The organism is Marinobacter sp. B-21 (assembly GCF_056857895.1).
In genome coordinates this window covers 139,769-164,989 of record NZ_JBSXNZ010000081.1, presented here as the reverse complement: position 1 = coordinate 164,989, position 25,221 = coordinate 139,769, and the positions used below count along the sequence as shown (strand labels likewise).

Genomic DNA, 25,221 nt, shown 5'->3' with positions numbered 1-25,221 from the left:
ATGACAAACGGCGCACAAGCCCTGATGAGAACCCTGGTGGATGCCGGTGTGGAAGTCTGCTTCAGCAACCCCGGCACCAGTGAAATGCATTTTGTGGCGGCTCTGGACGATGAGCCCAGGATGCGTGCCGTACTCGCCCTGTTTGAAGGCGTCGCCACCGGCGCGGCAGACGGATACGCCCGCATGGCGGACAAGCCCGCCGCCACACTGCTGCACTTGGGTTGTGGGCTTGGCAACGGGCTGGCCAATCTCCACAACGCCCGCAAGGGCAAGGTGCCGGTGGTCAACATTGTTGGCGACCACGCCACCTACCACGTGAAATACGACGCCCAACTGCAGTCCGATATCGAGACCGTTGCCCGCAACGTCTCCCCCGGCTTTGTGCGCACCGCCAAGAGCACGGAAACCCTCTGCCAGGACGCCGCTGCGGCCATTGCCGCCGCACGCACCGCGCCCGGGCAGGTGGCCACCCTGATATTGCCGGCCGATGTTTCCTGGGGCGAGGGCGGTGTGCCCAGCGCACCCCTGGTGCCGCCCACACCGGAGCCGGCAGACGATGCCACGGTAGAGGTCATTGCCTCGGCCATCCGCTCCGGCAGGAAAACGGCCCTGCTGATGGGCGGCCATGCTTTGCGGGAACCAGGCATGCTGGCGGCAGCAAAGTTGGCCGCACACAATGGCGTTACCCTGCTGGCCGAAACCTTCCCTACCCGGATGGAACGGGGTGCCGGCCTGCCCTACATTGAGCGCCTTGCTTACCTAGCTGAGCTGGCTACGGTGCAACTGACGGATATTGAACACCTCATCCTGGTGGATGCCAAGGCCCCCGTCTCCTTCTTCGCCTACCCCGGCAAACAAAGTTACCTGGTGCCCGATACCTGCCAGGTGCACACCCTGGCGGCCCCGGATCAGGACATCACCGCAAGCCTGAACAAACTCAACGGCGTCCTCGGCGCCAGCCAGGCCGAACCGCGGCTACAAGCCGCCAAAAGACCGGACCGGCCGAGAGGAAAACTCACGGCAGAAAAAGTCTGTAAGGCGGTAGGCCACCTGATGCCCGACAACGCCATCATCGTGGATGAGGGCATCACCTCCAGCCTGATGCTCTCGGCAATGACTGCTGGCGCACCCCGCCATGACATGATCACCCTCACCGGCGGTGCCATCGGCCAGGGTCTGCCCAATGCCGTAGGTGCGGCCGTAGCCTGCCCGGACCGGCCGGTCATCGCCCTGATCGGCGATGGCACCGCCATGTATACCATCCAGGCCCTGTGGACCATGGCCCGGGAACAGCTGAACGTAACCTCCATCATCTTCAACAATGCGTCTTACTCAGTGCTGAACATTGAACTGGAGCGGGTAGGGGCAGAAGACGTCGGCATTAAGGCCAAATCCCAGCTGGACCTGCGAGGCCCCGTACTCAACTTTGCCGAAATGGCGCAGGGCATGGGCGTGCATGCGGTGCGGGTGGATACGGCGGAAGACATGGCAAAAGCCCTGGAATACGCCCGGAGCATGCCGGGGCCGCATCTGATCGAAGCCATGATTCCGGAGTCACTGAGCGGCGTGAAACGCAGGATACTGCCGTGGATGCTGCGCTCGTTGCCGAGCCTGCCGTTGTCGGTTTCCAGGGCGTTGAAGCGAAAACTGGCGCCGTGAGGTAGAAGCCTGGCACACCACTCCCCGCAGCCCGGAGTGGCATAGGGTGACCGCCGTTGTCGTTAGGGCAGGATGACCAGGTGATTGGGAAGTTCGTTGCGCTCATGGGTGGCCGGCAGGTGCTCTTTCAGGAGCTTGCCACAGGCAGCAATGCAGTCAAGGAATCCCTGCCGGGTCTCGCCCTGGCGCACCCTGGCGGTGAAGTCCGCCACGATGTCTTGCCATACCGAGTTGTCCAGAACGTCGGCAATGCCCTGATCCACCAGGATCTCCACATAGCGTTCCGCCTCCGAGACGAAGATCAGCATGCCGGTGGCGCCTTCGGTATGGTGCAGGCTCTGCTCCAGGAACTGCCGCCGCGCCAGGTTGGAGGCCCGCCAGTAACGCACCTGCCGGGGAATCAGACGGGTGTTGATACCGGGCATCCGGAACAGCAGGCTGAGCAGGATGAACGTACCCCACTGCACCAGCATCAGCATGTCGGCACCGAACCAGCCGCCGAAGTAATTGCCAGTACCCGGCACCAGCAACGCCAGGATGCCGGCCCAGAGCAGGGGAATATAGCTGTAGTTATCGGACTGGGCCGTCAGCACGGTGACCAGTTCGGCATCGGTTTCCCGTTCCACCTCATTGATGGCAGCAGTAACGGCTTCCTGATCGCTTTTGCTTAATAATGTCATGATTCTTTAATTCTCATTTTCAGGTGAGGGGATTCAGCGCGCTCGGTTATCAGTGCGGAGCTACCAGCCACCGGAGGCACCGCCACCACCGAAGCCGCCGCCACCGCCGCCAAAACCGCCACCACCGAAGCCGCCGCCATGGCCGCCACGGCCACCCATGGCGCCGCCCAGCAAAGCCGCGCCTAACAGGGCAGCGCCGCCGCGCCCGCCACGGCCGCCGCGACTGCCAATAAAGAACACCACCGCCATCATGATGATGAAGAGCAGCGCTACCAGGCCGGCCCTGGGCTTTTCCTGGACTGCAAGGGACTGCTGACCCTGGGGGACCGCCATGGGCTCGCCGCCGAGGACCTGAATCATGGCGGCGGCACCGTTGACGATACCGGCCTGGAAATCCCCCTGACGGAATGCCGGGGTGATCACGCGATTGATGATGACGGAGGAGTCAGCGTCGGTGAGCCGGCCTTCGAGGCCATAGCCCACCTCAATGCGGATTTGGCGTTCTTCCTTCGCCACGATCAGCAGGGCGCCGTTATCCTCGCCCTCCTGACCGATACCCCACTGCCTGCCCAGCTGGTAGCCGAAATCCTCAATCGGAAAGCCCTGTAGGTCCGGCAAGGTGACCACCACTACCTGTTCAGTGCTGGCCTGCTCGTGGGCCTGAAGCATCTGGCTCAGGCGGGCTTCTACCTCAGGGGAAAGCATCTCCGCCTGGTCTACCACCCGGCCGGTCAGTTCGGGAAATTCCGGCGTTGACTGGGCCCAGATAGCAGCCGGTAGCAACAGCAGTAACGCCAATAGCATACTGTTTCGGAGCTGGGCAGCCATCAGAATTCCACCGCGGGCGCTTCATCCGCATTTTCCGTGGTGGCTTCGAAGTTGGCGCGGGGCTCCAGATCGCTATACAGGAGGCTGTGCCAGATCTTGCCCGGAAAGGTACGCAGTTCGGTGTTGTAGCGCTCCACCGCCTGGATGAAATCCCGGCGTGCGACGGCAATACGATTCTCCGTACCTTCAAGCTGGGACTGCAAGGCCAGGAAGTTCTGATTCGACTTCAGGTCCGGGTAACGTTCAGATACAGCCATCAGCCGGCTCAGGGCGCTGCTCAGTTCACCCTGGGCCTGCTGGAACTGCCGCAGCTTCTGGGGATTGTTGAGAATGCTCTCGTCCACCTGAATCGACGTCGCCCTGGAGCGCGCCTCAATCACCGCGGTCAGGGTTTCCTGCTCCTGGGCCGCGAAGCCCTTGACGGTTTCCACCAGGTTGGGAATCAGATCGGCGCGGCGCTGGTACTGGTTTTCCACCTGGGACCAGGCGGCGGTAACTTTCTCATCGTAAGTGGGGATGTTATTGATGCCACAGCCACTGAGAAACAACACCAGTGCCATCAGCGATGTCAACTGCCAGAAGGTCCGCGGTTGAAGCGGTTTGTGAAGGGTTGCCATAGTGCTCTGTCCCGATGGTGGTTGCATGAAATAGGGGAAGATGCCGGGCCCGCGGGCGGAGGCATCAAACTACCCCCTAATTGGGGACAGGGCCAGTGTTTTCAAGGTGATCAGCTTTTTGTGCACCTGCTGTATGGCGATTTCGTACAACAGCCCGGGCAAAAGGGCAGGGCTGGCCAATCGCTGAGGTTTGGCTGGCGGGCTCGTTGCAGTCTACGCTGACACGAATGAAGAGCGTTAACGGGCGTGGATGTTTTTCGGAGGTGGCATGAAGTTTCCCTCAAGCACGGTGTTTGCACTCTTGGGAGCGGCACTGATCGCGATCAGTTACGGGCTCGCACGCTTTGCTTTCGGCTTGTTTGTGCCCCCGATCCGTGCCGAACTCGAACTGGCGCCGGACGTGATTGGCTTCATCGGCGCACTGCCGCTGATCAGTTTCGTGCTCGCCACGATGGTTGCGCCGTTTGCCGCAGATCGTCTCGGTGCCCGCAACACGGCAGTGCTTTCCGGCGTTTTTGGTGCTGTCGGTCTGGCGCTGATCAGCCAGGCCTCTGGTGCTCTGTCCCTCGGCATCGGTGTGTTTGCCAGTGGCATCTGCACCGGCCTGATGATGCCGGCCCTCACGGCCGCCATGCAGGCCCTGGTGAAACGGTCCCTGCATGGGCGCGTTAGCGCGGTCATGAACGCGGGTACCAGCATTGGCGTCGCCATTGCCGTACCGGCGATTCTGTTTCTGGCCGGGGCCTGGCGTTATGCGTATGTATCCTTTGCCATCCTGGCGGTGATCGGGGTGTTTGCTACGTGGTTTTTCATCCCTTCAGTTTCGCGTGTCACGCCTTCGAACGCAGCGCCCCCGCCTCCGATCAGCGCCTTGCAGTGGTCGCGCCTGTTCCGGCTCTCGCTGTTTGCCTTCGGGATGGGCTTCGTCTCCGCGGCGTACTGGATTTTCGCGCCCGATCTGGTTGTCAGCCTCGGTGCCCTGCCGCCCGGCGCAACCGGCTGGCTGTGGCTGGCCGTTGGCATCGCCGGTCTCGGGGGTGCCGTGGTGGCCGACCTGGCTGATCGCAACAACCCGCCTATCACGCAGGCACTCATGCTGACGATGCTGTCCGCGAGCCTGGCATTGCTCGCCGCCAGCCCTGGTAATCTGGTGATCTCGGCATTCTCCGCTCTGGTCTTCGGCCTGGCTTATATGAGTCTGACGGGGCTCTATCTGATGACCGGCATCCGCCTGTTGCCGGGCAGGCTGTCTATGGGCCCGGTGCTGCCATTTATGGCTGTATCGCTCGGGCAGGCGGCCGGCTCGCCCCTGGTTGGCATGCTGGTGAATGAATTCGGTTACCCCGATGCGTTCGCCATGTTCTCCGTGACTGGCATTCTGGTGGCAATGCTGTCGCCACTCTATCCGCGCTACATTGAGCATGAGCCCGAGGAGGAAGCTGAGGACGAAACCGGACTCCAGGCGGCGTACGATTATCAGCTTCAGAACGAGGATGGTGAGCCGTTTAAATCTGTCGAGAATGAAGCCACAAACCCGTAGTCGAACACTGACACTGACAGGGGAGCCGGTTGATCGGGTCTGCGGTTGCGGCCTGCGCCTGGATATGACTTGACTGGGCAGTATTGGGCATGCTAACAAAAGATAGGCAGAGCAAGGGGATACAGAGTGGGAGAGCGCCGTTTTTATGATTGCGCACTGAGTGAAAAGCGGCTGTATACCGACCGCGTTTCTGCTGCTCATGGCTACGGCTTACCTGATGACGCCGCAAGACAGCCAGCTCCACTAGCTGAGGAGGGCGCAACATGCACAGCAAGGTTGTTGCGATGACCACGCGATCCTCCGATCTGACGCCGATCATCGACCTGGCAGCGGAGCCGGGTACCGGACCGACGCGCACGCGGCGGCCGGTCTACGTGGATCTTCTGCCCCCGTGCAACCAGGCCTGTCCGGCAGGGGAGAACATTCAGGCCTGGCTGGCCCATGCGCAGGCGGGCCGCTACCGCGAGGCATGGGAGACGCTGGTGCGGGACAACCCGCTGCCAGGCGTGCATGGACGGGTCTGTTATCATCCCTGCGAAACCGCCTGCAACCGCCGCGCGCTCGATAGTGCCATCTCGATCCACGCGGTCGAGCGTTTCCTTGGTGACCTGGCCGCGCAGGAAGGCTGGGCGTTGCCGGTCGATGCCGCGCCGAGCGGCAAGCGGGTGCTGATCGTCGGCGCCGGTCCAAGCGGCCTGTCGGCTGCGTATCAGCTCGCGCGCCGCGGCCATGCGGTTGAGATCCGGGAGGCCGGTCCGCTGCCTGGTGGCATGTTACATTTCGGCATTCCCGCGTACCGGCTGCCGCGCGCGGACCTGCTGCAGGAAGTGCAGCGGATCGAGGCCATGGGCGTCAGGATCGTCCTCGATCACAAGGTCGAGGACCTGCTGGCCGAGCAGGAAACCGGGGGCTTCGATGCGGTATTTGTCGCCATCGGGGCGCATGTTGCCAAACATGCGGACATCCCGGTACGCGATGCCGCCCGGGTGCTCGACGCGGTGAGTCTGCTGCACGAGGTCGGCGGTGGCGAGCGGCCACAGCTTGGCCGGCGGGTGGTGATCTACGGCGGCGGCAATACCGCCATGGATGCCGCACGCACTGCCAGGCGCCTCGGCGCGGAAGAGGCGCTGATCATCTACCACCGCGACCGCGCGCACATGCCGGCCCACGCCTTCGAGGCCGACGAGGCTCTCGAGGAAGGGGTCAGGATCCAATGGCTGACCAGTATCAAGGAGGTCGCGGGGCCGTCGCTCACCGTCGAGGTCATGGCGCTGGATGCGGCCGGTCGGCCGCAGCCGACGGGCCGTTTCGAGACCCTGCAGGCAGATGCCGTGGTGTTGGCCCTGGGGCAGCAGGCCGACAGCGGTTTCCTGCGCCGGATTCCAGGCATCGAATTCCAGCCCGACGGCACGGTCATGGTCGCCCCGAACATGATGACCGGTCGGCCCGGGATCTTCGCCGGCGGCGACCTGGTGCCGGGCGAGCGCACCGTAACGGCGGCGGTCGGGCATGGCAGGCAGGCGGCGCGGCACATCGATGCCTGGCTGTGCGGCACCACCTACCAGCCTGCCGAGAAGCACCCCGTCGTCTCCTTCGATCAACTGCACCTGCCGATCTACACTGATGCCGACCGCTCGGTGCAGCGAACACTGCCGCCGGAGGCCCGTGCGACCGGCTTTACTGAGGTGCAGGCCGGCCTGAGCGAAGCCGAGGCGATTTACGAAGCCCAGCGCTGCCTGTCTTGCGGCAACTGTTTCGAGTGTGACCAGTGCTACGCCGCCTGCCCGGAGCAGGCGATCGAAAAACTCGGGCCCGGCCGGCGTTACCGCTTCCTCTATGACCGCTGCACCGGCTGCGCAGTCTGCGTCGAAACCTGTCCATGCCATGCCATCGAGCTGATTCCCGAGCCGACCCCGACGGGGGGAACGTGATGCCGCACGAGTCCGATATGCCCGATACCGACACTCTCGACGGCAACACCGCGGTCGCCCATGTCGCCTACCGCGTCAACGAGGTGTGTGCTATCTACCCGATCACGCCGGCCTCGCCCATGGCGGAGCTGGCCGACGAATGGTCGGCGCAGGGGCTGACCAATCTCTGGGGTGGTATCCCGGTGGTGCATGAAATGCAGAGTGAAGGGGGAGCGGCGGGTACGGTGCACGGTGCGCTGCAGTCGGGTGCCTTGACCACCACCTTCACCGCCTCCCAGGGCCTGCTGCTGATGTTGCCGAACATGTTCAAGATCGCCGGCGAGCTGACGCCGACGGTGTTCCATGTCGCCGCGCGTGCGCTCGCCACCTCGGCGTTGTCGATCTTCGGTGATCATTCCGATGTCATGGCCGCTCGCAGCACCGGTTTTGCGCTGCTGGCGTCGGCGTCGGTGCAGGAAGCCCACGACCTGGCGCTGATCGCCCACGCGGCGACCCTGGAGGCACGGGTGCCGTTCCTGCATTTCTTCGACGGCTTCCGCACCTCGCATGAGGTCAACAAGCTGACCCTGCTGTCCGATGCCCACCTCCGGGCCATGATCCGCCAGGACCTGGTGCTTGCCCACCGGGCTCGCGCGCTGACTCCGGAACGCCCGGTGGTGCGCGGCACCGCCCACAATCCCGACACCTTCTTCCAGGCGCGCGAGGCCTGCAATCCTTACTATGCGCGGGTGCCGGAAATCGTGCAGGCCAGCATGGACCGGTTCGCCGCACTCACCGGCCGCGCCTACCGGCTGTTTGAGTATGACGGTGCGCCCGACGCCGAGCGGGTCGTGGTCCTGATGGGCTCTGCGGTGGAGACGGTGCGCGCTACCGTTGCCTTCCTGCGCCAGGCCGGGGAGCGCGTCGGCGTGCTGCAGGTGCGGCTGTACCGCCCGTTTGCGGCCGGGCACTTCCTCGCCGCTCTGCCGCAGTCGTGCCGTGCCGTCGCGGTGCTGGACCGGACCAAGGAGCCGGGTGCGCCGGGCGAGCCGCTCTATCTCGATGTGGTCACGACCCTGGCCCAGGCAGTGGTGGACGGAAAGCGCGCGGCCCTGCCGCGCGTGATCGGCGGGCGCTACGGGCTGGGCTCGAAGAACTTCAACCCGGCCCAGGCCAAGGCGGTGTTCGACGAGCTCAGCCAGGCCACACCGAAGAACGGCTTCACGGTCGGCATCGAGGACGACGTCTCGCACACCAGCCTGGCAGTCGACCCGGCGTTCTCGCTCGAGGGCGACGACACAGTGCGGGCGCTGTTCTTCGGCCTCGGCGCCGACGGCACCGTCGGTGCCAACAAGAACAGTGTGAAAATCCTCGCCGAGGATCCGGGGCGCTATGCCCAGGGTTACTTCGTCTACGATTCGCACAAATCCGGCGCGCAAACCATCTCCCACCTGCGCTTTGGCAGTCAGCCGATCCGCGCCCCCTACCTGATCGAATCCGCCCAGTTCATCGCATGCCACCAGGCGGGGTTCCTCGACCGCATTGACGTGCTGCGGCTGGCGGCCGAGGGCGGCGTGTTCCTGCTCAATACCCCGCATGGGCCGGAGGCGGTCTGGGACCGGCTGCCGCGCTTGCTGCAGACGCAGATCCTGGAGAAACGGCTGCGCTTTTTTGTGATCGACGCCTCGAAAGTTGCGGGCGACTCCGGTTTGGGCGGGCGCATTAACACCGTGCTGCAGACCTGCTTCTTTGCGATCTCGGGGGTGCTGCCCCGTGACGAGGCGATCCAGAGCATCAAGAACTCAATCAAAAAGAGCTATGGCGCCAAGGGCGGCGATGTGGTGCGCAGGAATTTTGCCGCCGTCGACCAGGCGCTGGCGCATCTGTTCGAGGTGGACGTGCCGGGCGCGGCGACCAGCACCTTCGACCGGCCGCTGATCGTGCCGGCGCAGGCGCCGGCGTTCGTGCGTGAGGTTACCGCGCCAATGATGCTTGGTCTCGGCGATGGGCTGCGCGTCGGTCAGCTGCCCGCCGACGGCACCTTCCCGCCGGGTACCGCGGCATTCGAGAAGCGCAACATCTCCGACAGCGTGGCGGTCTGGGAGGCGGACCTGTGTGTGCAATGCGGCCAGTGCGGCTTCGCCTGTCCCCACAGCGTGATCCGCTCCAAGTACTATGGCGCCGACGCCCTCGACGGCGCGCCGCAGGGGTTCACATCGGCGCCGGTCAACGCCCGCGGCTATCCGGATGTGCGCTTCTCACTGGCGGTCTATGTGGAGGATTGCACCGGCTGCGGTATCTGCGTCGAGGTCTGCCCGGCGCACAGTCCGCTCGATCCCGGTGTGAAGGCCATCAACCTCGGGCCGAAGGCGCCGATTCTTGAACGCTCGCGTGCCAACACGGCCTTTTTCGAGGCACTGCCGGCCAACGACCGCGCGCGGGTCGACTTCGCCAATGTGCGCGGCGTGCAGTTCCTGCAGCCGCTATTCGAGTTCTCCGGCGCCTGCGCAGGCTGCGGCGAAACGCCTTACCTCAAGCTGCTGTCGCAACTGTTCGGTGACCGGCTGCAGATCGCCAACGCCACCGGCTGTTCATCAATCTACGGCGGCAACCTGCCGGTCACGCCCTGGACGCGCGACGCCGATGGCCGTGGGCCAGCCTGGTCGAATTCCCTGTTCGAGGACAATGCCGAGTTCGGGCTGGGTTTTCGACTGGCCGCCGACCAGCACCTTGAGCTGGCGCGGAGCCGGCTGCGCGAGCTGGCGCCGGTGGTGGGCGAGGAGCTCGCCGGATTAATTCTCGACGCGCCACAGGTACACGAATCCGAGCTGCGCGCCCAGCGCGAGCGTGTCGAGGCGCTGAAGCGGAAGCTCGCGGTCGTGGACGAAGACGCCGCAGGCGAACTGCTCTCGGTCGCCGACTACCTGGTACGGCGCAGCATCTGGATCGTCGGCGGCGACGGCTGGGCCTACGACATCGGCTACGGCGGACTCGACCAGGTGCTGGCGAGCGGCCGCGACGTCAACCTGCTGGTGCTCGACACCGAGGTGTACTCCAACACCGGCGGCCAGGCCTCCAAGGCGACCCCGCTCGGCGCCGTGGCCAAGTTCGCCGCCGCCGGCAAGCGCGTCGCGCGCAAGGATCTGGCCTTGCAGGCGATCGCCTACGGCAACGTATATGTCGCCCAGGTGGCGATGGGTGCCAACCCTCAGCACACGCTGCTCGCGTTCCGCGAGGCCGAGGCCTGGTCGGGCCCGTCGCTGATCATCGCCTATAGCCACTGCATCGCCCACGGTTTCGATCTCCGCCACGGCATGCGCCAGCAGGACCTGGCCACCGCCAGCGGTTACTGGCCGCTGTTCCGGTTCAATCCGGCGATGCTCAGCATTGGTGCGCGGCCGTTCCGGCTCGATTCGCCGCGACCGACCATCCCGTTCAAGGATTACGCCTACAACGAACTGCGCTACCGGGTGCTTGCGCACACGGATCCGGCTGCGGCCGAAGCGCTGCTGGAGGCCGCACAGCAGGTAGTGACCGAGAAATACCGGCAATACGAGGAACTGGCGAGCCTTGGCTGTGAGTGTTTCCATCCCTCGGGCATGAGCGGCGGCGATGCGAAACCGGAGAACGACCTATGGACCTGACGACGGACTACATGGGCCTGCGTCTGCGCAACCCGCTGATCGCTTCGGCGTCGCCGCTGAACGCCGACCTCGGCCAGTTGCGCCGCCTTGAGGATGCCGGCGCCGGCGCCGTGGTGCTGCCGTCGATCTTCGAAGAGCAGATCGTTGCCGAGCGAGAGGCATTCGAACGCCACACTGAGACAACAGCGGAAGGGTTCGCCGAGGCGCTCTCCTTCTTCCCGGCGTATGCCGGCAAGGGGTTCGGGCCGGGGCGCTATCTCGAGCTCGTGCGCCGTGCCAAGGCGGCGCTCGACATCCCGGTGATCGCCAGCCTGAACGGTGCTTCCCTGTCCGGTTGGACCGGGTATGCACGCGACCTTCAGGACGCCGGTGCCGATGCCATCGAACTCAATATCTATCTCATCCCTACCGCCCTTACCACGACGGGGCGCGAGGCCGAACAGCATTATCTCGACATTCTGACGGCCGTGAAGGCGGCGGTCACCGTCCCCGTGGCGGTCAAGATCGGCCCCTACTTCAGTGCGTTCGGGGCCATGGCGCTGGCGCTTGCCGAAGCCGGCGCGGATGCGCTGGTGCTGTTCAACCGCTTCTACCAGCCCGACATCGACCTTGTGTCCCTGCGCCCGTCGCCGGACGTCGAGCTCAGCACGCCGTCCGAGATGAGGCTGCCGCTGCTGTGGATTGCCGTGCTCCACGGGCACCTTCCGGCATCGCTGGCCGCCAGCACCGGGGTTGACTCGGCGGATGATGTTTTCAAGTACCTGCTGGCCGGCGCGGACACGGTGATGACGACCGCGTCGCTGCTGCGCCACGGCGCCTGGCACATGCGCACCCTGCTTGATGGCCTGGTGGCGCTGCTCGCCGCGCGCGGGATCGAGTCCCTGGATGCCATCCGCGGCCGCATGAGCCGGGGAAATCTGGAGGACCCGGGCGTGCTTGAGCGGGCGGGTTATGTGCAGATGCTGCAAAGCTATCAACCCGCGTTTCATGGGGGTGGTGCGGGACCGCGAGAATGAGAACCGGCCGCCGGGGCGCAGTTCACAGCCCAGGCACCAGCCTTCCTTGCCCAGGGAGACCGCACCGGGGCGCCGTCCAGCATTGGCCTCTTCATCAAACCACTGTCGCAACCGGGCTGAGGACGGCGATTGCCTGATCCCCATAGCCGCCTTGAACAGCGGATCGGTACATACTGGCTGGCTTAAGAGCTGGGGTTCGGGGAACGAGCAGGTTGCTAGGGGAATTCATCGCTATTTACAATCCTTCAGCTGCGACTCGAATAGCCACCGAATTGACTGGCAACATGGAGCTGCTGCCAGGCTTCCCTGAAATGGGCGTTCCGGTTCAGATGGCGCCGGAATTAGAATCAGTTCGTGACATAGTCCTTGGCAGGTATATTGTCCGTTATTCGGTTCACACCAGGACAGTTATAATATTGCGGGTGTGGCATACCTTGGAAGGTGAGCGATAGCAAAAAATTGAGGAATCGGGCGGTGGGAACGGCTCGGAATCGGGTTTTCTACGGTCTATTTATGTTTAAAAAATCATTTGAGATATAAAATGAATATAGAGTTACAGGAATTGCTTGAAAAGTATAAATGCGATAAAGAGTCAGTATTCAACACTTGGTTTATCAATAATGATGAGCGTCTGAAAGCCTTTCGTTCTATTCGTCGAGGGGTTCATAAAGTAATACTGGAGATCAAGGCTAAAGAATTCGGGAACGATTATAAAGGCTCGTCCCTGGAGTTTGTCTTAAACTGTATCACTGAACAAAAGCAGGTATTTATTGGAGCGTCACATGCATTCTACTGGAAGCCAAAGCTTCGGATTCCAGATATTTATGAGAATGAAGAAAACAAGATGGCATTTGGTCAGTTTCTTGAGAATTGCTATAATGCTACAAGAGAAGATAAAATATTAAAGGAAATAATCCGCCTCGATCAGAGAAAAATAAAGGGGCTGGGACCTGCAGTAGTTAATATTCTGTATTTCCTTCATCCTGAGATTATTCCCCCATTCAATACTGCAATAGTTAATGGGTTTAACCACTTGTTCAAGGAAAATATTAAGCTTGGTTCGTGGCAGGAATACCTTCGTATGCGGGAGATAATTATAGGAAAAAACAGCCAGCACAGAAGTATACTTTCTAAGGATCTTGGGGCATTTTCTGGCTTGTTGTTTGACATTGGTGTTAAAAAGCTCATGGTTGGAGATGAAGGTGCTCTTTCTGATGATGAGAAGGTGAAAATAGAAAAGCTCCTTAAAAAACGACACAAAGAAGTTACAAATGAAAAAGAAGAGGAAGATCTGCATACAGAAATGCAATACCATCTTCTGAAAATCGGCCACTCGTTAGGATATGATGTAATTAGCGCTTCAAATGATCGGTCAAGATGTCACGATGGCACTAATTTTTCATTTATAAGTCTGCCAGGGTTTCCTGATATCGGTGTTGATAGAGACACAAATAACACTATTGCGCTAATTGACGTGATTTGGTTTGAGAAAGGCACAAACAAAATTGTTTGCGCTTTTGAGGTTGAGAAAAGTACATCAATATATTCCGGGATACTTCGCCTTACAGACCTGTATTTCTCATTTCCGGAAGACCCCTCCTCCCTGTTCCTTATCATCCCTGACAACAGAGAAAAGGAGTTAGAGTTGCAGCTAAGTCGGCCAGCGATTAAGGGCAATAATATCGAAATTCATTACATTTTATTCTCTGACTTGCGTAAACACTGTGATGCGATATGTACGTTTGGCGATAGCAAAGAAACTCTGAAGAAAATAGCTAAGGTGGTCAATTGAATCAGCGCATATCAAGGCCATGCACCGGGTGCCACAGCCTCGGCTTCGGTAAGGTTCTGTCACCGGTGATGGCGGGCTTTCCCTGGGGGCTCAGTCCGGCGATGTCTCAGGTGACGCAGCCCAACTGGTATAACCAAGCTCCATGATTCGGGCGACTTCCTCATCCGGTACTGCCGAAAGGTCACCCAGCTCCAGCGTGTCGTAATGGAATGCGTAGAGCCGGGACGTGAATTCGGCAATGGGCAGGGAGGCCTCGCCGCGGAACTCGCCGTGGCCCCGGGTGGAGCAGGTAATTCCCTGGCCCCAGTCCTGACCACTGTCGTTGTTGGGGTTGAAAAAGTAGACCCGCATCTCATTGCGGGGGCTGAGCCCGACCCTCAGGATGTTGATGGCGTGGCGGCCTACAAAGCGTGCGGCGCTGTCCGTAACGGCAATACCGGCCGGCTGGGCGTGGATCACGGGCAGGTGGCCGTTGTAGAAAGGGTGGTAGCTGGCATAGAAATGCCGGATGAAGCCCTCGTAGTCGTGCACCTCGCCAGTATGAACATCAGCCACCACACGGAACCCGTGGCTGACCCACCAGCCATAGAATTCCGGGTTGATCCAGCGGTGGGCATCGTCGTCGCGGTTTTCACAACGGCGCCACATTTCCCCATAGAGGCGGTCCAGGTGGGGGATGAGGATCAGCGATACCGGGTCTACATCGACCGGTGTTTCCTTGACCAGCCCGGGCCCCAGGTCCCTGGAAGAGACGTTCTCGCCCTCGAAGCGGCTCAGCACTTCGTTGTCCCGGGCCGCCCAGGTCAGTACCTGTAGCAGGTAATCGGCCTCATTGGCCGCCCACACCGACAGGCCAATAGCCGACTGGCAGGTAGGGTTGTTGCCCTGGCCCACACCCAGCGGCTGCCCCAGAAGGTTGATGACACCGGCCAGCAGGAATACCCGGGGCGGTTGGGCATCGCCAAAGGCCTCTCGAAGGGTATTGGCGGTCTCCGCCGACAGTTTGAGTTGGATCTGCCGCCACAGGGCCTGGGCCACAGAGGGCGTAAACAGTGAGCCCCGTTCCAGCATCATGGTAAGGCCATATACAGCCTGGCAGGTTTCCGGGTATATGGCTTCGTCAATCAGGGCATGGACCAGTTCAGTGTAGCAATAGAGATCGTCCAGGCCGGTCATGGTCAGCCCCAGCGTGTTGGGTATCAGATCGTCCTGGTCACTGTTGCGCAGGAACCTCAGCATAACCGCGTGGTAAGGGGAAGCCAGACCGGTGTCGTGCATGCTGCGGGCAAAGCAGGTGGCTTCGGAGGCGAGGGTTAGGTCGTCCATCTCCCTCAGGCGCTGCTCATAAACCTGCAGGCCGGGGTCTTCAGCACTGCCCGGTGTGGGCGCAAACAGGGCGTTGACCAGGCGGGTTGCGGCGACGTTTCTGTTGGTTTCTATCTTCGGGTCATAGAGGCACTTGGCGATCTGGCCGATCATCTCGCAGATGCTGTCGACCTGCACCGGCCCCTGGTCCAGGAGGCGCCAGACTTCCGCCACCAGGCTGTCCAGCAGGCTCTCATAGCCGAGGTGGGAAATCAGATACCGGTAGAGTTCCTGGACAATCATCCCGAGCTGTTTCGGGCGTTCCCGGTCGGCTTCCGTGAGTTGGCCAGACAGCAGATCCAGGTTCAACGCCATAACCTGGGTCAGGAAGTATCGTGCCTGTTCTGCGGAAATGCCGGGGTGGAAGTAATCGCCCCGGGTGACGGCAAGCATTCGTAGCTCACTGATGGCCTCTACGATGGTTGTAACAGCACCGGCCTCGCGCAGGGAGTGCTTGGCCAGTGCCGGCTGGAGAATTGCCGGCTGAGCCCAGTCGCTGGAGCCGAAGATGCCGGCGGATTCCAGCGAGCGAACCCGCCGGTACAGGGCGTCAAAGCCGCCCGGCAGCGTCATCAGCATTCGGGTGCGCTCTAGCAGCCCAAGGCTGGAGGCCTTGGGGTCGGTGCGACGGGCGCGGGCGAAATCTCCCAGCGCTACATCAAACTGCCTCAATGCCGGCCCGAGCGCAGGATCTGTGTCGTGGCGCTCCATAGCGTTGGCTCCCTTGCGATATTAACCGCCCTGGCGAAAGCGTTGTATAAAGGCTTCAGACTCCGCTATTGATTGTTCCATATTGCGAATCAGGGAATCTCTCCGGTTGGGGAGTGGGTACGAATCCGGAAAGTGAAGCACGGCGTCAGCTTGCTGACAAGCACTCACTGTCGGGTGTCGCCATTTATCGAGGAGGTAGAGCCTTAAAATACCAGCACCACTTTAGACCAACACGTACTACTCATCGGTTTCCTCGTCCCGGATCACCCCATTTCTGGGCCCCCCTTTTAACGGGGCTTTTCCGGAAGCGAACACACTTCGCCCCAACCACAGCCAGAGGGCCCGTGAATCCTGTGGGCTGCCACGAATAAGCCGCCGAACACGCCGCCCGATATCAGGCCTTCATATGCGCCCGGTACTCCCCCTGTCGCTCCAGCATCCAGCCAGGATACTCCGGCGGTAGGCGGCTGACCTCATCCAGGGCCGTCAATAGGTCGATGTAATCGGTTTGCAGTCTCTGCAGGCTGGCCTTGCACTCGCTCATGATGTGGCCACGGGAGGCGCCGCGAGCGTTGGGGCCCTCGCTCATCGGGCCGAGCACCTTGGTGGCCAGAACGACATCTTCGCGGCGGACGTCCAGATTTTTCAGGGACTGGCCCACGATGCACTCACTGGTGCCACCCCCATAAACGTTGGCGGTATCGATAAAGTTGATGCCCGCCTCCAGGGCCATCTTCAACAGCTCATCGGCTTGTTCCTGCTGCAGCTGGCCGGTCAGCCCAACATCATTCCAATGCTACCGGACACCCCATCCCTGAGCCGGCTCCGTGATCTTGTCGAGCAGCAATGGCTGACCCATAGTCCCGAGAATGCGATCTACGGTTTGCGCCGGACCCGCGCCCTGGAACCCAGCGGCACCATCCGGGCCCTTTACCAGACCTCGTTCTGCATCGTATTGCAGGGGGCCAAGGTGACGGCGGTCGGAGAGTCGGCTTTTCATTATCGACTGGGCGAATGCCTGCTGGCGTCCGTGAATGTGCCGGTCAACTCCCGGATTGTAGAGGCCGCCCCTGCAGCAAATCGGCCTGAAGGACAGCGACACCGCCCGCATTGGCCGGGTAACCGCCTGGATGCAGGCGAACTACCAACAACCTTTCCGGGTGGCTGAACTGGCGGCGATGGCGAGTATGAGCCCGGCGACCTTCCACCGGCATTTCAAAAGCATCACCCGGTTAACGCCCGTGCAGTTTCAGAAGCTGGTGCGCCTGCAGGAAGCCCGGAGGCTGCTGTTAAGCGATCAGGAGGTGGCCAGTGTGGGCTACCAGGTCGGCTATGAAAGCCCGTCCCAGTTCAGCCGCGATTATCACAAGCTGTTTGGCGCGCCACCGGGCCGAGACAAGGCCGTGATGCGGTCCAGCGTGGCGATTGAGAGTGGGGTATGAGGGGGATTACCAGCGCGACGTTCCTTTGACCGGTTTGCCAAACTTGAGCGCCAGATCCATGTCGGCATGATCAAAGGCGGTCTCCATGTATGTTTGTTGGGCAGCAGGAATGCCAAATTTCCCGGCCAGGTTGCGCCATTGAGACACAGCAAGCGCCAGCATCAGGGCTTCCCACCGGATGACAGGATAACCGTCATTCTCACGCTCAAACTTGGCGACCAACTTCACTAATTTGTGTTCGTCTGGGCATTACGGCTGGGGGCATCCGTATGCTGCGCACTGTTAGCAGAAAATAAATCTGTCCGGGTTTTCCCCGTTTCTGGAGAAGCGGAAACCTGCCTGGGCGAAGCCGGGCACGGAGTAACTCGGTAGATGGGATTTGTGGTTGGGGAGTGGTGACGCTGAAAATCAACCTGCCCCGGGCTTTGCCGCGTCAGTTCGTAATGCTTCAAGCAAGGGAAGTAAATCGGGAACGTCGTCCTGGATGATGCTCCAGAGAGTGTCGTCGTCTATGCCAAGATAACGTGAATCAGACGATTTCTGGTCGCTATAACCATTCGCCATGGAATTTCCGGGTGGGCATTCCGTACTTCGTCAGGAATGTGTGTCGCAGCTTCTCCGATCAGTTCCAAATTTCGAAGTGTGGCGTCATAGGCCAGTTCGTTTGCCACGAATCCGGCTTGACCGAGCCCCTCGGTGTATGTCAGTACCTTTCCGGCAAACTCGATCATATCGTTCAGATAGAAACGCCATTCGCGCTGGAAGGTATCAGACACGTACTTGCTCCCTTTCAACATAAGGACGCAGTTCGGGGCGTAAGGCTTTTTCGGTAACCAGGTCGACGGGGCAGCCGAGTAAATCTTCCAGATAGAATTGCACGCCAAAATAGCGCTTGGAGGTTGCCGGGCCATCGAACGCCACCAGCACATCAATATCGCTGCTGCTGGTTGCTGTATCGCGGGCAGTGGAGCCAAACAGCGCCAACTGGGTTACGCCAAAACGGGCCTCCAGCTCAGGCTTACTGCGAGTGAGCAATTCAAGAGCTCGCTTTCTGTCCATCGTTCAACCTCCGGGGCGTATATCCAACGGTGTCGTATCTGGCATTCTATCAAAAAGCCGCTCCTACGGTACGGTCGGCTTAAATCCCGTACTCCCGCTCCACCTTCGCAATCCGCACCCGAAAGCTCGAATACCATTGCTGATGGCCAAGCCGCTGGGCCTCCTGATGCTCCGCGTTCTGCTTCCAGTTGCGGATGGCCTCCAGGCTGTCCCAGTAAGACACCGTAATGCCCAGATTCTCTCTGGCCGATTCAATACCCAGGAAACCCGGTTGCTGGGCTGCCAATTCAACCATTCGCTCAGCCATTTCGCCGTAGCCGTTGTCGCCGTCTGTGCGGTGGCTGCTGAAGATGACGGCGTAATAGGGGGGCTTGGGGGTGTTGGCGATTTCTGACATGGCGTGCTCCAGGGCAAGTCCAGTACAAACTGGGGCTAATGGTTAGGCTTTTCTACTTCCTGATGAGTGAACGAACTGTCTCCGCCATCTCGTTGCTTGCATGCCCACTCAGCGGCTTGGGGAAGAACTCCATAACCTTTGGGTCGGCGTTTAGAGCGGCGAATGGCTCGAGATCACTGTCGCGCCATTGGCGCAAACGTAGTCGTTCGGTTTGAAATTCCAATAATTTTGCCATAACTGGACGAGCCTTACTTGTTCAAAGCGCGCTTCATGATGCCAATTTATCCAAAAGCGTATACGCAGAGTACACAAAGCACAAACCCCAGCACATGGCTGGGGTCTGAGGCAGGAGCCAGATTGAAGAGGGGCGTTACTGCTTCAACCCCATCTCCTCAATCGAAATCTCCCGCATCTTGAACTTCTGGATCTTCCCGGTGACGGTCATCGGGAACTCATCCACGAACTTGTAGTTTTTCGGGATCTTGAAGTGTGCGATCTTGCCTTTGCAGAACGCCTGCAGGTCTTCTGCAGTAACCGGCGCCGCATCCGGGGCCAGCTTCACCCAGGCAATCAGCTCTTCGCCGTATTTGTCATCGGGAATGCCGGTTACCTGCACTTCCTCGATGGCGGGGTGGGTGTAGAGGAACTCTTCAATTTCTTTCGGGTAGATGTTCTCGCCGCCGCGGATGACCATGTCCTTGATGCGGCCGACGATCTGGATGTAGCCGTCCTCGTCCATGGTCGCCAGGTCGCCGGTGTGCATCCAGCCGGCGCTATCGATGGCTTCGCGGGTTTTCTCTTCGTTGTTCCAGTACTTCAGCATCACGCTGTAGCCGCGGGTGCACAGTTCGCCGATTTCGCCGCGCGGGACCACGTTGCCGCTGGCCGGGTCGACGATCTTGGTTTCCAGGTGTGGCTGGGTGCGGCCCACGGTGGTTACCTGCTTCTCGAACGGGTCGAGGGAGCTGGTCTGGGTGGATACCGGGCTGGTCTCGGTCATACCGTAGGCAATCTGAACCTCTTTCATATTCATCTTGCCGTTGACCTTCTTCATCACCTCGGCCGGGCAGATGGAACCGGCCATGATGCCGGTGCGCAGGCTGGAGAGATCGTAGGTTTCAAACTCCGGCTCGGCCAGTTCGGCGATGAACATGGTGGGCACGCCGTACAGGGCGGTGGCCTTTTCCTGGTGCACGGCCTGAAGCACGGATTTGGGTTCGAAGCCTTCACCCGGGTAGATCATGGCAGCACCATGGGTGATGCAGCCGAGGTTGCCCATCACCATGCCGAAGCAGTGGTACAGGGGCACCGGGATCACCAGGCGGTCTTTCTCGGTCAGGAGCTGGCTCTCGCCCACAAAGTACCCGTTATTCAGGATGTTGTGGTGGGTTAGGGTAGCGCCTTTCGGGTTGCCGGTGGTGCCGGAGGTGAACTGGATGTTGATGGGGTCATCGAACTGCAGTTCGCCCTGACGTTTCTCCAGATCGGCCTGGGACGTATCGCTGGCGAAGCCGACGAATTCCTTCCAGGTCCACATACCGTCGTGTTTGTCCTCATGCACGTTGATTACCGCACGCAACTCGGGCACGTGGTCGGCCTTGAGCTTGCCGGGGGCGCAGCGCTTCAGCTCCGGGGCCAGCTCGTAGATCATTTCCCGATAGTTGGAGGCTTTGAAGCTGTCCGCGGTTACCAGGGTGGTGATGCCGGCCAGGTTGAGCGCGTATTGGAGTTCGTGCACACCGTAAGCCGGGTTGATGTTCACCAGGATGGCGCCGACCTTGGCGGTGGCGAACTGGGTGACCGTCCACTCGTAGCGGTTCGGGGACCAGATGCCTACACGGTCACCGCGTTTGACGCCGATTGCCATGAAGGCCCGGGCCGCTTCGTCGACTTTTTCAACAAACTCTTTGTAGGTCCAGCGAATATCCTGGTGCAGGCACACCAGGGCTTCGTTGTCAGGGTATTTTTCGGCGGTGCGGTCGAGCATTTCGCCGATGGTCATGCCCAGCAGGGGCTTTTCCGCGGTTCCGCTGGTATAGCTTGGTAGAGTCTTGCTCATATCTCTGCCTCCATTGTTTTTGTATTCGAGGGCGAGCAGGGTGGTTTACCTGCTAGCGACTCTGACTGTGATACTCGGGGTTAGGTTGCATATCGCTGGCAATCGCCACGCGATTGGACATGTTGTAGAAACCGATCAGGTTGCTGAGATCCCAGATGCCGCGGTCGCTGAGACCGGCATCCCGCAGGGCCTGGATGTCGTCTTCGGTGACGGTGGCCGGCGAGCGGGTAAGGTGGGATGCAAAATCCAGCATGGCCCGCTGGCGTTTGTCGAGTTTGGCGCTGCGGTAGTTCATCACCATGTGCTCTCCCAACTGGGGATCGCCGCTCAGCACCCGCACGGCGGCGCCGTGGGCAACCAGGCAGTAGAAGCATTTGTTCTCGGAGGAGACCACCACGGCGACCATTTCCCGCTCCAGTTTGGAGAGTTCGCTCTCACCGAGCATAAGCTCGTTATACAGGCGGGTGAAACCGTCCAGCTGTTTGAGGTTCTGGCTGTAGGCGGTGAGTACGTTCGGAATCATGCCCAGCTTTTCCTGACAGATCTGGAAGTACTTCCGGGTGTCTTCCGGCATGTCGCTGATCTCCGGGATCGGGAGATCCAGGGCGACTACGTTTTTATTACTCATTCTTGCTGACTCCTAGCCTTCAGGATTTGGTGCAGTGGCGAGCGGGTACGACTTCCCGGGACACGCTGTGAATACATCCCTGTACGCTTGACTGCAGCATCCTTGCTGCAGACAGTCCCGGGAAGTCGTACCCGCTCACCACGTTAATCATTGGCAGTTACCGCCTAGCGCCTGTCCTACTTTGGAGCCATTTGCACGGTTCAGTTGGCCGCAGATCCAGTCGCCGGTTGCCACTAATTTTTCGAGATCAACACCTGTTTCTATACCCAGGCCGTTAAGCAGGTATAGCACGTCTTCGGTGGCGACGTTGCCAGAAGCGCCCTTGGCATAGGGGCAGCCGCCGAGGCCGGCGACGGAGGCGTCGATAACCGCAATGCCTTCTTCCAACACCGCGTACAGATTGGCCAGTGCCTGACCGTAGGTGTCGTGGAAGTGGGCGGCTAGCTTCTCAATCGGCACTTCGGCGGCAACGGCTTCGAGCATGCGTTTGGCTTTCAGTGGGGTGCCCACGCCGATGGTGTCGCCCAGGGAGATTTCGTGGCAGCCCATGTCGTACAGGGCTTTGGCTACATGAGCGACCTGTTCCGGGGCAATATCGCCTTCGTACGGGCAGCCCATGACGGTGGAGACGTAGCCGCGCACGGGGATGCCGTGTTTACGGGCTTCTTCCACCACCGGGGCGAAGCGCTCGAGGCTTTCGGCGATGGTGCAGTTGATGTTCTTTTTGGTGAAGGACTCGGACGCGGCGCCGAAGACGGCCACTTCGTCGGCCTTCGCTGCCAGTGCCCCTTCAAACCCTTTCAGGTTCGGGGTGAGGGCGGAGTAGCGAACGCCAGCCTTGCGGTTGATGCCGGCCATAACCTCGGCGGCATCGCCCATTTGTGGCACCCATTTCGGGGACACGAAGCTGGCGGCCTCGATGTGGCTCAGGCCGCTGTCGGCCAGGCGGTCGATCAGCCCGGTTTTAATGGCGGTGGCGATCACCGGGCCGGGCTCGTTCTGGAGTCCGTCCCGGGGGCTCATCTCAACCAGGCGGACCTGTTTGGGAAAGGCCATCAGCCTGCCTCCTCTTGTTTCGCTTCAGGGTCATTCACCTCAATGGCGATCAGTTCGGCACCTTCGGAAACCTGGTCGCCTTCGGCGAAGAAGATTTCGGTGACCACGCCGTCGGCCGGGGCCTTGATGGCGTGTTCCATCTTCATGGCTTCCATGATCACCAGGCTCTGGCCGGCGGTGACCTTGTCACCGACCCTGGCCTGCACGGCCACGATGGCGCCGTTCATGGGCGCGGCCAGGCTGCCTTCGCCGGCTATTTCCTCGAAGCCGTAGGTTTCCCGGTATATGGTGCAGTTGAAGGTGTCACCTTCGTAGAACAGCACCAGCTGGTCGTTGTGCAGGTTGCCGTGGATGCTGATGCGGTGGCCGTTGATCACGGCCTGCAGGTAATCGTCATCCAGGCGGGCGGTGAGGTTGTATACGCTGCCGCCCACGAACACCTGATAGCGGTCGTCCCGTTCCAGGATCTTCAGGTCGTGAATCTCCTCACCCACCTGAAGTTGCAGGGGCTGGGCGTATTCGGAGTTCATGCGCCAGCTGTTCTGGCGGCCAAACGGTGACCAGGGGTCGGTGCTCACCACTTCCCGGGATTTACGCTGCTCCAGTACGAAGCCGGCGGCCAGTACCAGGGCCTTGTGGGTATCGAGTTTCGATTTCGGGAACAGCAGTTCCCGGTGATCGTCGATAAAGCCGGTGGTCAGGTCCGCTTCCCGGAACGGCTGGGCGTCGGCCAGGGCGTGCAGGAACCGGATGTTGGTCTTCACGCCGGCAATGCGGTAATGCTCCAGGGCCTGGACCATGCGGTTGATAGCCTGGTCGCGGGTTTCGTCCCACACAATCAGCTTGGCGATCATGGGGTCGTAATGGATGCTGATGTCGTCGCCTTCGGTCACACCGGTGTCGACCCGCACGTGGGCGCTTTCATCCGGCGTGCTCAGGTAACGCAGGTTACCGGTGGCCGGCAGGAAGTCCTGGTCCGGATCCTCGGCGTAGATCCGCGCTTCCAGGGCGTGGCCCCGGGTTTTTACCTGGGACTGATCCAGCGGCAGCGGGTCGCCCCAGGCTACCTTTAATTGCCATTCCACCAGGTCCTGGCCGGTGACCATTTCGGTAACCGGGTGCTCTACCTGCAGGCGGGTGTTCATTTCCATGAAGAAGAAGGAACCGTCCACGTCGTACAGGAATTCAACGGTGCCGGCGCCCACATAGTTGATCGCCTGGGCGGCGCGCACGGCGGCCTCACCCATGGCCTTGCGGGTGTCTTCGCTAAGGCCGGGGGCCGGGGCTTCTTCCAGGACTTTCTGGTGGCGGCGCTGCACGGAGCAGTCGCGCTCGGCCAGATACACGCCCTTGCCATCCTTGTCGCAGAACACCTGAATCTCCACGTGCCGTGGCTGGGTCAGGTAGCGTTCGATCAGCATGTCCGGGTTGCCGAAGGCGTTCTGGGCTTCGCGCCTGGCGGCCGCCAGGGCATCGTCGAACTCGCCCATGTTATTCACCACGCGCATGCCCTTGCCGCCGCCACCGGCGACGGCCTTGAGCAGCAGCGGGAAGCCGCATTTCTCGGCTTCGGCCCGCAGGGTTTCAACGGACTGGTCGTCGCCATGGTAACCGGGCACCAGGGGTACGCCGGCTTTTTCCATGATTGCCTTGGCCGCAGACTTGGAGCCCATGGCGGCAATAGCCGGGGAGGGCGGGCCAATGAAGACAATGTTGTTGGCTTCACAGGCTTCGGCGAATGCGGTGTTCTCAGAGAGGAAACCGTAGCCCGGGTGAACGGCCTGGGCGCCACTCTTCCTGGCAATCTCAATAATCTTTTCAGCCCGCAGGTAGCTCTCAGAGCTGGGCGCGGGGCCGATATGGAAGGCTTCGTCGGCCATGGCCACGTGCCGTGCATTGGCGTCGGCCTCAGAATAGACGGCGACGACGCGAATGCCCATGCGGTGGGCGGTTTGTATGATCCGGCAGGCGATTTCGCCCCGGTTGGCGATAAGGATTTTGCTGAACATTAGTCTGTCTCCGGAACCCAGTTGGCCTTGCGCTTGTTCAGGAAGGCGCTGAGCCCTTCCTGCCCTTCTTCACCCACCCGGATATCCGCTATGCGGTGCGCGGTGTCGTCAATCACGTCGTCGTTGATGGGCTTGTGGCTGACGGCAAATACCAGGTCCTTGGCAGCCCGCATGGCTTCCGGGCCGTTGGTGGCCAGTTGTTGCACCATCTCGTTGCAGCGGGCTTCCATGGCCTCGACATCGTCGCAGACGATGTGCACCAGGCCGTAGTCCTGTGCCTGCCGGGCGTTGAACACTTCGGCAGAGATAAAGTAGCGGCGGGCCTGGCGCTCACCAATGGCGCGCACCACGTAGGGGCTGATCACCGCCGGAATCAGGCCGAGCTTCACTTCGCTCAGGCAGAAGCTGGATTTCTCGGTGGCGATGACGATGTCGCAGCAGGCGGCCAGGCCCACGGCGCCGCCGTAGGCGGCACCTTGTACCAGGCCAATCACCGGCTTGCGCAGGCCATTGAGTACTTCCATCAGCCGGGCCAACTGGCGGGCATCGTCCAGGTTTTCCTTGTGGCCGTTGTCGGCCATGCGGCGCATCCAGCCAAGGTCGGCCCCGGCGGAGAAATGCTTGCCCTCGGAGCGCAGGATCACCACCTTGGTTTTGCTGTTGGAGCTCACCTCGGTGAGGGTGTTGATCAGCTGCTGGATGATCACGTCGTCAAAGGCGTTGCGTTTGTCGGGGCGATTAAGGACCACCTCGGCAATGCCCCCGGCGCGGTGTCTGAGCAGAACTGCGGATTCGGTGTCTGTCATGTC

The 25,221-nt window shown here is 61.0% G+C and carries 24 protein-coding genes and 1 pseudogene; 9 read left to right on the top strand and 16 right to left on the bottom strand.

Going from position 1 to position 25,221, the window contains the following annotated elements; all coding sequences use genetic code 11:
- Positions 1–1,659 (top strand): acetolactate synthase large subunit, encoded by a 1,659-nt coding sequence (locus AC13C0_RS14130; RefSeq protein WP_341581510.1) that lies wholly within the window; start codon positions 1–3, stop codon positions 1,657–1,659.
- Positions 1,660–1,721: 62 nt separating this feature from the next.
- Here the strand turns inward: AC13C0_RS14130 and AC13C0_RS14125 are convergent, their stop codons facing one another.
- From AC13C0_RS14125 to AC13C0_RS14115, 3 genes are read right to left on the bottom strand one after another with little or no spacing between them, the layout of a single operon-like run.
- Entirely contained in the window at positions 1,722–2,339 is a 618-nt protein-coding gene (locus AC13C0_RS14125; RefSeq protein WP_341581511.1) for a TPM domain-containing protein, read from the bottom strand.
- Between the two features lie 60 nt (positions 2,340–2,399).
- Positions 2,400–3,167, bottom strand: a complete 768-nt coding sequence (locus AC13C0_RS14120; protein WP_482954611.1) for a TPM domain-containing protein — start codon at positions 3,165–3,167, stop codon at positions 2,400–2,402.
- Positions 3,167–3,784 (bottom strand): LemA family protein, encoded by a 618-nt coding sequence (locus tag AC13C0_RS14115; protein WP_376788058.1) that lies wholly within the window; start codon positions 3,782–3,784, stop codon positions 3,167–3,169. Before AC13C0_RS14115 ends, AC13C0_RS14120 begins: the two co-directional genes overlap by 1 nt.
- A gap of 268 nt (positions 3,785–4,052) precedes the next feature.
- Between AC13C0_RS14115 and AC13C0_RS14110 the strand changes: the two genes are divergently transcribed.
- The 4 genes from AC13C0_RS14110 (at position 4,053) to AC13C0_RS14095 (ending at position 11,894) form a co-directional block, all read left to right on the top strand.
- Complete coding sequence (locus AC13C0_RS14110; RefSeq protein ID WP_482954610.1) at positions 4,053–5,324, top strand: MFS transporter; 1,272 nt, start codon at positions 4,053–4,055, stop codon at positions 5,322–5,324.
- A 263-nt stretch (positions 5,325–5,587) separates the two neighbouring features.
- The gene (locus AC13C0_RS14105; protein ID WP_482954609.1) at positions 5,588–7,255 is read left to right on the top strand and encodes an NAD(P)-binding protein; all 1,668 of its coding nucleotides are present in this window, start codon (positions 5,588–5,590) and stop codon (positions 7,253–7,255) included.
- Positions 7,256–7,272: 17 nt separating this feature from the next.
- On the top strand, positions 7,273–10,878 hold the full coding sequence (gene nifJ / locus AC13C0_RS14100; RefSeq protein ID WP_341581515.1) for a pyruvate:ferredoxin (flavodoxin) oxidoreductase: 3,606 nt from the start codon (positions 7,273–7,275) through the stop codon (positions 10,876–10,878).
- A complete protein-coding gene (locus tag AC13C0_RS14095; protein WP_482954608.1) occupies positions 10,869–11,894 on the top strand; it encodes a dihydroorotate dehydrogenase-like protein in 1,026 nt (341 codons plus the stop codon). Before nifJ ends, AC13C0_RS14095 begins: the two co-directional genes overlap by 10 nt.
- On the opposite strand, the pseudogene AC13C0_RS14090 reads toward AC13C0_RS14095, so the two are convergent.
- Positions 11,853–12,059: pseudogene (locus tag AC13C0_RS14090) on the bottom strand (hypothetical protein); the annotation flags it as partial. The gene AC13C0_RS14095 and the pseudogene AC13C0_RS14090 overlap by 42 nt on opposite strands.
- 47 nt (positions 12,060–12,106) lie before the next feature.
- Here AC13C0_RS14090 and AC13C0_RS14085 point away from each other — a divergent pair.
- Positions 12,107–12,346, top strand: a complete 240-nt coding sequence (locus AC13C0_RS14085; RefSeq protein WP_482954607.1) for a type II toxin-antitoxin system RelE/ParE family toxin — start codon at positions 12,107–12,109, stop codon at positions 12,344–12,346.
- Between the two features lie 89 nt (positions 12,347–12,435).
- The gene (locus AC13C0_RS14080; protein WP_482954606.1) at positions 12,436–13,686 is read left to right on the top strand and encodes a type II restriction endonuclease; all 1,251 of its coding nucleotides are present in this window, start codon (positions 12,436–12,438) and stop codon (positions 13,684–13,686) included.
- Between the two features lie 90 nt (positions 13,687–13,776).
- Here the strand turns inward: AC13C0_RS14080 and AC13C0_RS14075 are convergent, their stop codons facing one another.
- Positions 13,777–15,762 carry a hypothetical protein gene (locus tag AC13C0_RS14075; RefSeq protein WP_482954605.1) on the bottom strand — a complete coding sequence of 662 codons (1,986 nt, stop codon included), beginning with the start codon at positions 15,760–15,762 and terminating at the stop codon, positions 13,777–13,779.
- Between the two features lie 394 nt (positions 15,763–16,156).
- Positions 16,157–16,495, bottom strand: a complete 339-nt coding sequence (locus tag AC13C0_RS14070) for an aldo/keto reductase (RefSeq protein WP_482954604.1) — start codon at positions 16,493–16,495, stop codon at positions 16,157–16,159.
- An 18-nt stretch (positions 16,496–16,513) separates the two neighbouring features.
- Here AC13C0_RS14070 and AC13C0_RS14065 point away from each other — a divergent pair, with 18 nt between their 5' ends.
- Positions 16,514–16,930, top strand: a complete 417-nt coding sequence (locus AC13C0_RS14065) for an AraC family transcriptional regulator (RefSeq protein ID WP_482954603.1) — start codon at positions 16,514–16,516, stop codon at positions 16,928–16,930.
- On the top strand, positions 16,893–17,204 hold the full coding sequence (locus AC13C0_RS14060; protein WP_482954602.1) for a helix-turn-helix domain-containing protein: 312 nt from the start codon (positions 16,893–16,895) through the stop codon (positions 17,202–17,204). The genes AC13C0_RS14065 and AC13C0_RS14060 overlap by 38 nt, the downstream gene beginning before the upstream one ends.
- Positions 17,205–17,210: 6 nt before the next feature.
- Here AC13C0_RS14060 and AC13C0_RS14055 read toward each other — a convergent pair whose 3' ends face one another.
- From AC13C0_RS14055 to AC13C0_RS14010, 10 genes are all read right to left on the bottom strand, one after another.
- Entirely contained in the window at positions 17,211–17,366 is a 156-nt protein-coding gene (locus AC13C0_RS14055) for a hypothetical protein (protein WP_482954601.1), read from the bottom strand.
- A gap of 347 nt (positions 17,367–17,713) precedes the next feature.
- Complete coding sequence (locus AC13C0_RS14050) at positions 17,714–17,980, bottom strand: HepT-like ribonuclease domain-containing protein (protein ID WP_482954600.1); 267 nt, start codon at positions 17,978–17,980, stop codon at positions 17,714–17,716.
- Entirely contained in the window at positions 17,973–18,263 is a 291-nt protein-coding gene (locus AC13C0_RS14045) for a nucleotidyltransferase family protein (RefSeq protein ID WP_482954599.1), read from the bottom strand. Before AC13C0_RS14045 ends, AC13C0_RS14050 begins: the two co-directional genes overlap by 8 nt.
- Positions 18,264–18,342: 79 nt before the next feature.
- A complete protein-coding gene (locus AC13C0_RS14040) occupies positions 18,343–18,660 on the bottom strand; it encodes an antibiotic biosynthesis monooxygenase family protein (protein WP_482954598.1) in 318 nt (105 codons plus the stop codon).
- Positions 18,661–18,712: 52 nt separating this feature from the next.
- Positions 18,713–18,895 carry a GNAT family N-acetyltransferase gene (locus AC13C0_RS14035; RefSeq protein ID WP_482954597.1) on the bottom strand — a complete coding sequence of 61 codons (183 nt, stop codon included), beginning with the start codon at positions 18,893–18,895 and terminating at the stop codon, positions 18,713–18,715.
- A gap of 135 nt (positions 18,896–19,030) precedes the next feature.
- The gene (locus tag AC13C0_RS14030) at positions 19,031–20,719 is read right to left on the bottom strand and encodes an AMP-binding protein (RefSeq protein WP_482954596.1); all 1,689 of its coding nucleotides are present in this window, start codon (positions 20,717–20,719) and stop codon (positions 19,031–19,033) included.
- Between the two features lie 52 nt (positions 20,720–20,771).
- Positions 20,772–21,347: a peroxidase-related enzyme gene (locus tag AC13C0_RS14025; RefSeq protein WP_474546247.1), complete on the bottom strand. Its 576-nt coding sequence runs from the start codon at positions 21,345–21,347 to the stop codon at positions 20,772–20,774.
- A gap of 147 nt (positions 21,348–21,494) precedes the next feature.
- Positions 21,495–22,403, bottom strand: a complete 909-nt coding sequence (locus tag AC13C0_RS14020) for a hydroxymethylglutaryl-CoA lyase (RefSeq protein WP_474546248.1) — start codon at positions 22,401–22,403, stop codon at positions 21,495–21,497.
- Positions 22,403–24,412, bottom strand: a complete 2,010-nt coding sequence (locus AC13C0_RS14015; RefSeq protein ID WP_482954595.1) for an acetyl/propionyl/methylcrotonyl-CoA carboxylase subunit alpha — start codon at positions 24,410–24,412, stop codon at positions 22,403–22,405. The genes AC13C0_RS14020 and AC13C0_RS14015 overlap by 1 nt, the downstream gene beginning before the upstream one ends.
- Positions 24,412–25,218, bottom strand: a complete 807-nt coding sequence (locus tag AC13C0_RS14010; RefSeq protein ID WP_482954594.1) for an enoyl-CoA hydratase-related protein — start codon at positions 25,216–25,218, stop codon at positions 24,412–24,414. The genes AC13C0_RS14015 and AC13C0_RS14010 overlap by 1 nt, the downstream gene beginning before the upstream one ends.
- Positions 25,219–25,221: the final 3 nt, after the last annotated feature.

Excerpts from the sequence above, each read along its gene's own strand:
- AC13C0_RS14035 (WP_482954597.1), bottom strand. The coding sequence starts at position 18,895 with ATGGCAAAATTATTGGAATTTCAAACCGAACGACTACGTTTGCGCCAA.
- AC13C0_RS14075 (WP_482954605.1), bottom strand. The coding sequence starts at position 15,762 with ATGGAGCGCCACGACACAGATCCTGCGCTCGGGCCGGCATTGAGGCAG.
- AC13C0_RS14105 (WP_482954609.1), top strand. The coding sequence starts at position 5,588 with ATGCACAGCAAGGTTGTTGCGATGACCACGCGATCCTCCGATCTGACG.
- AC13C0_RS14115 (WP_376788058.1), bottom strand. The coding sequence starts at position 3,784 with ATGGCAACCCTTCACAAACCGCTTCAACCGCGGACCTTCTGGCAGTTG.
- AC13C0_RS14130 (WP_341581510.1), top strand. The coding sequence starts at position 1 with ATGACAAACGGCGCACAAGCCCTGATGAGAACCCTGGTGGATGCCGGT.
- AC13C0_RS14030 (WP_482954596.1), bottom strand. The coding sequence starts at position 20,719 with ATGAGCAAGACTCTACCAAGCTATACCAGCGGAACCGCGGAAAAGCCC.
- AC13C0_RS14120 (WP_482954611.1), bottom strand. The coding sequence starts at position 3,167 with ATGGCTGCCCAGCTCCGAAACAGTATGCTATTGGCGTTACTGCTGTTG.
- AC13C0_RS14070 (WP_482954604.1), bottom strand. The coding sequence starts at position 16,495 with ATGGCCCTGGAGGCGGGCATCAACTTTATCGATACCGCCAACGTTTAT.
- AC13C0_RS14060 (WP_482954602.1), top strand. The coding sequence starts at position 16,893 with ATGCAGGCGAACTACCAACAACCTTTCCGGGTGGCTGAACTGGCGGCG.
- AC13C0_RS14080 (WP_482954606.1), top strand. The coding sequence starts at position 12,436 with ATGAATATAGAGTTACAGGAATTGCTTGAAAAGTATAAATGCGATAAA.
- AC13C0_RS14015 (WP_482954595.1), bottom strand. The coding sequence starts at position 24,412 with ATGTTCAGCAAAATCCTTATCGCCAACCGGGGCGAAATCGCCTGCCGG.
- AC13C0_RS14025 (WP_474546247.1), bottom strand. The coding sequence starts at position 21,347 with ATGAGTAATAAAAACGTAGTCGCCCTGGATCTCCCGATCCCGGAGATC.
- AC13C0_RS14095 (WP_482954608.1), top strand. The coding sequence starts at position 10,869 with ATGGACCTGACGACGGACTACATGGGCCTGCGTCTGCGCAACCCGCTG.
- AC13C0_RS14010 (WP_482954594.1), bottom strand. The coding sequence starts at position 25,218 with ATGACAGACACCGAATCCGCAGTTCTGCTCAGACACCGCGCCGGGGGC.
- AC13C0_RS14040 (WP_482954598.1), bottom strand. The coding sequence starts at position 18,660 with ATGTCAGAAATCGCCAACACCCCCAAGCCCCCCTATTACGCCGTCATC.
- AC13C0_RS14110 (WP_482954610.1), top strand. The coding sequence starts at position 4,053 with ATGAAGTTTCCCTCAAGCACGGTGTTTGCACTCTTGGGAGCGGCACTG.
- AC13C0_RS14020 (WP_474546248.1), bottom strand. The coding sequence starts at position 22,403 with ATGGCCTTTCCCAAACAGGTCCGCCTGGTTGAGATGAGCCCCCGGGAC.
- AC13C0_RS14045 (WP_482954599.1), bottom strand. The coding sequence starts at position 18,263 with ATGGACAGAAAGCGAGCTCTTGAATTGCTCACTCGCAGTAAGCCTGAG.
- AC13C0_RS14055 (WP_482954601.1), bottom strand. The coding sequence starts at position 17,366 with ATGCTGGCGCTTGCTGTGTCTCAATGGCGCAACCTGGCCGGGAAATTT.
- nifJ (WP_341581515.1), top strand. The coding sequence starts at position 7,273 with ATGCCCGATACCGACACTCTCGACGGCAACACCGCGGTCGCCCATGTC.
- AC13C0_RS14125 (WP_341581511.1), bottom strand. The coding sequence starts at position 2,339 with ATGACATTATTAAGCAAAAGCGATCAGGAAGCCGTTACTGCTGCCATC.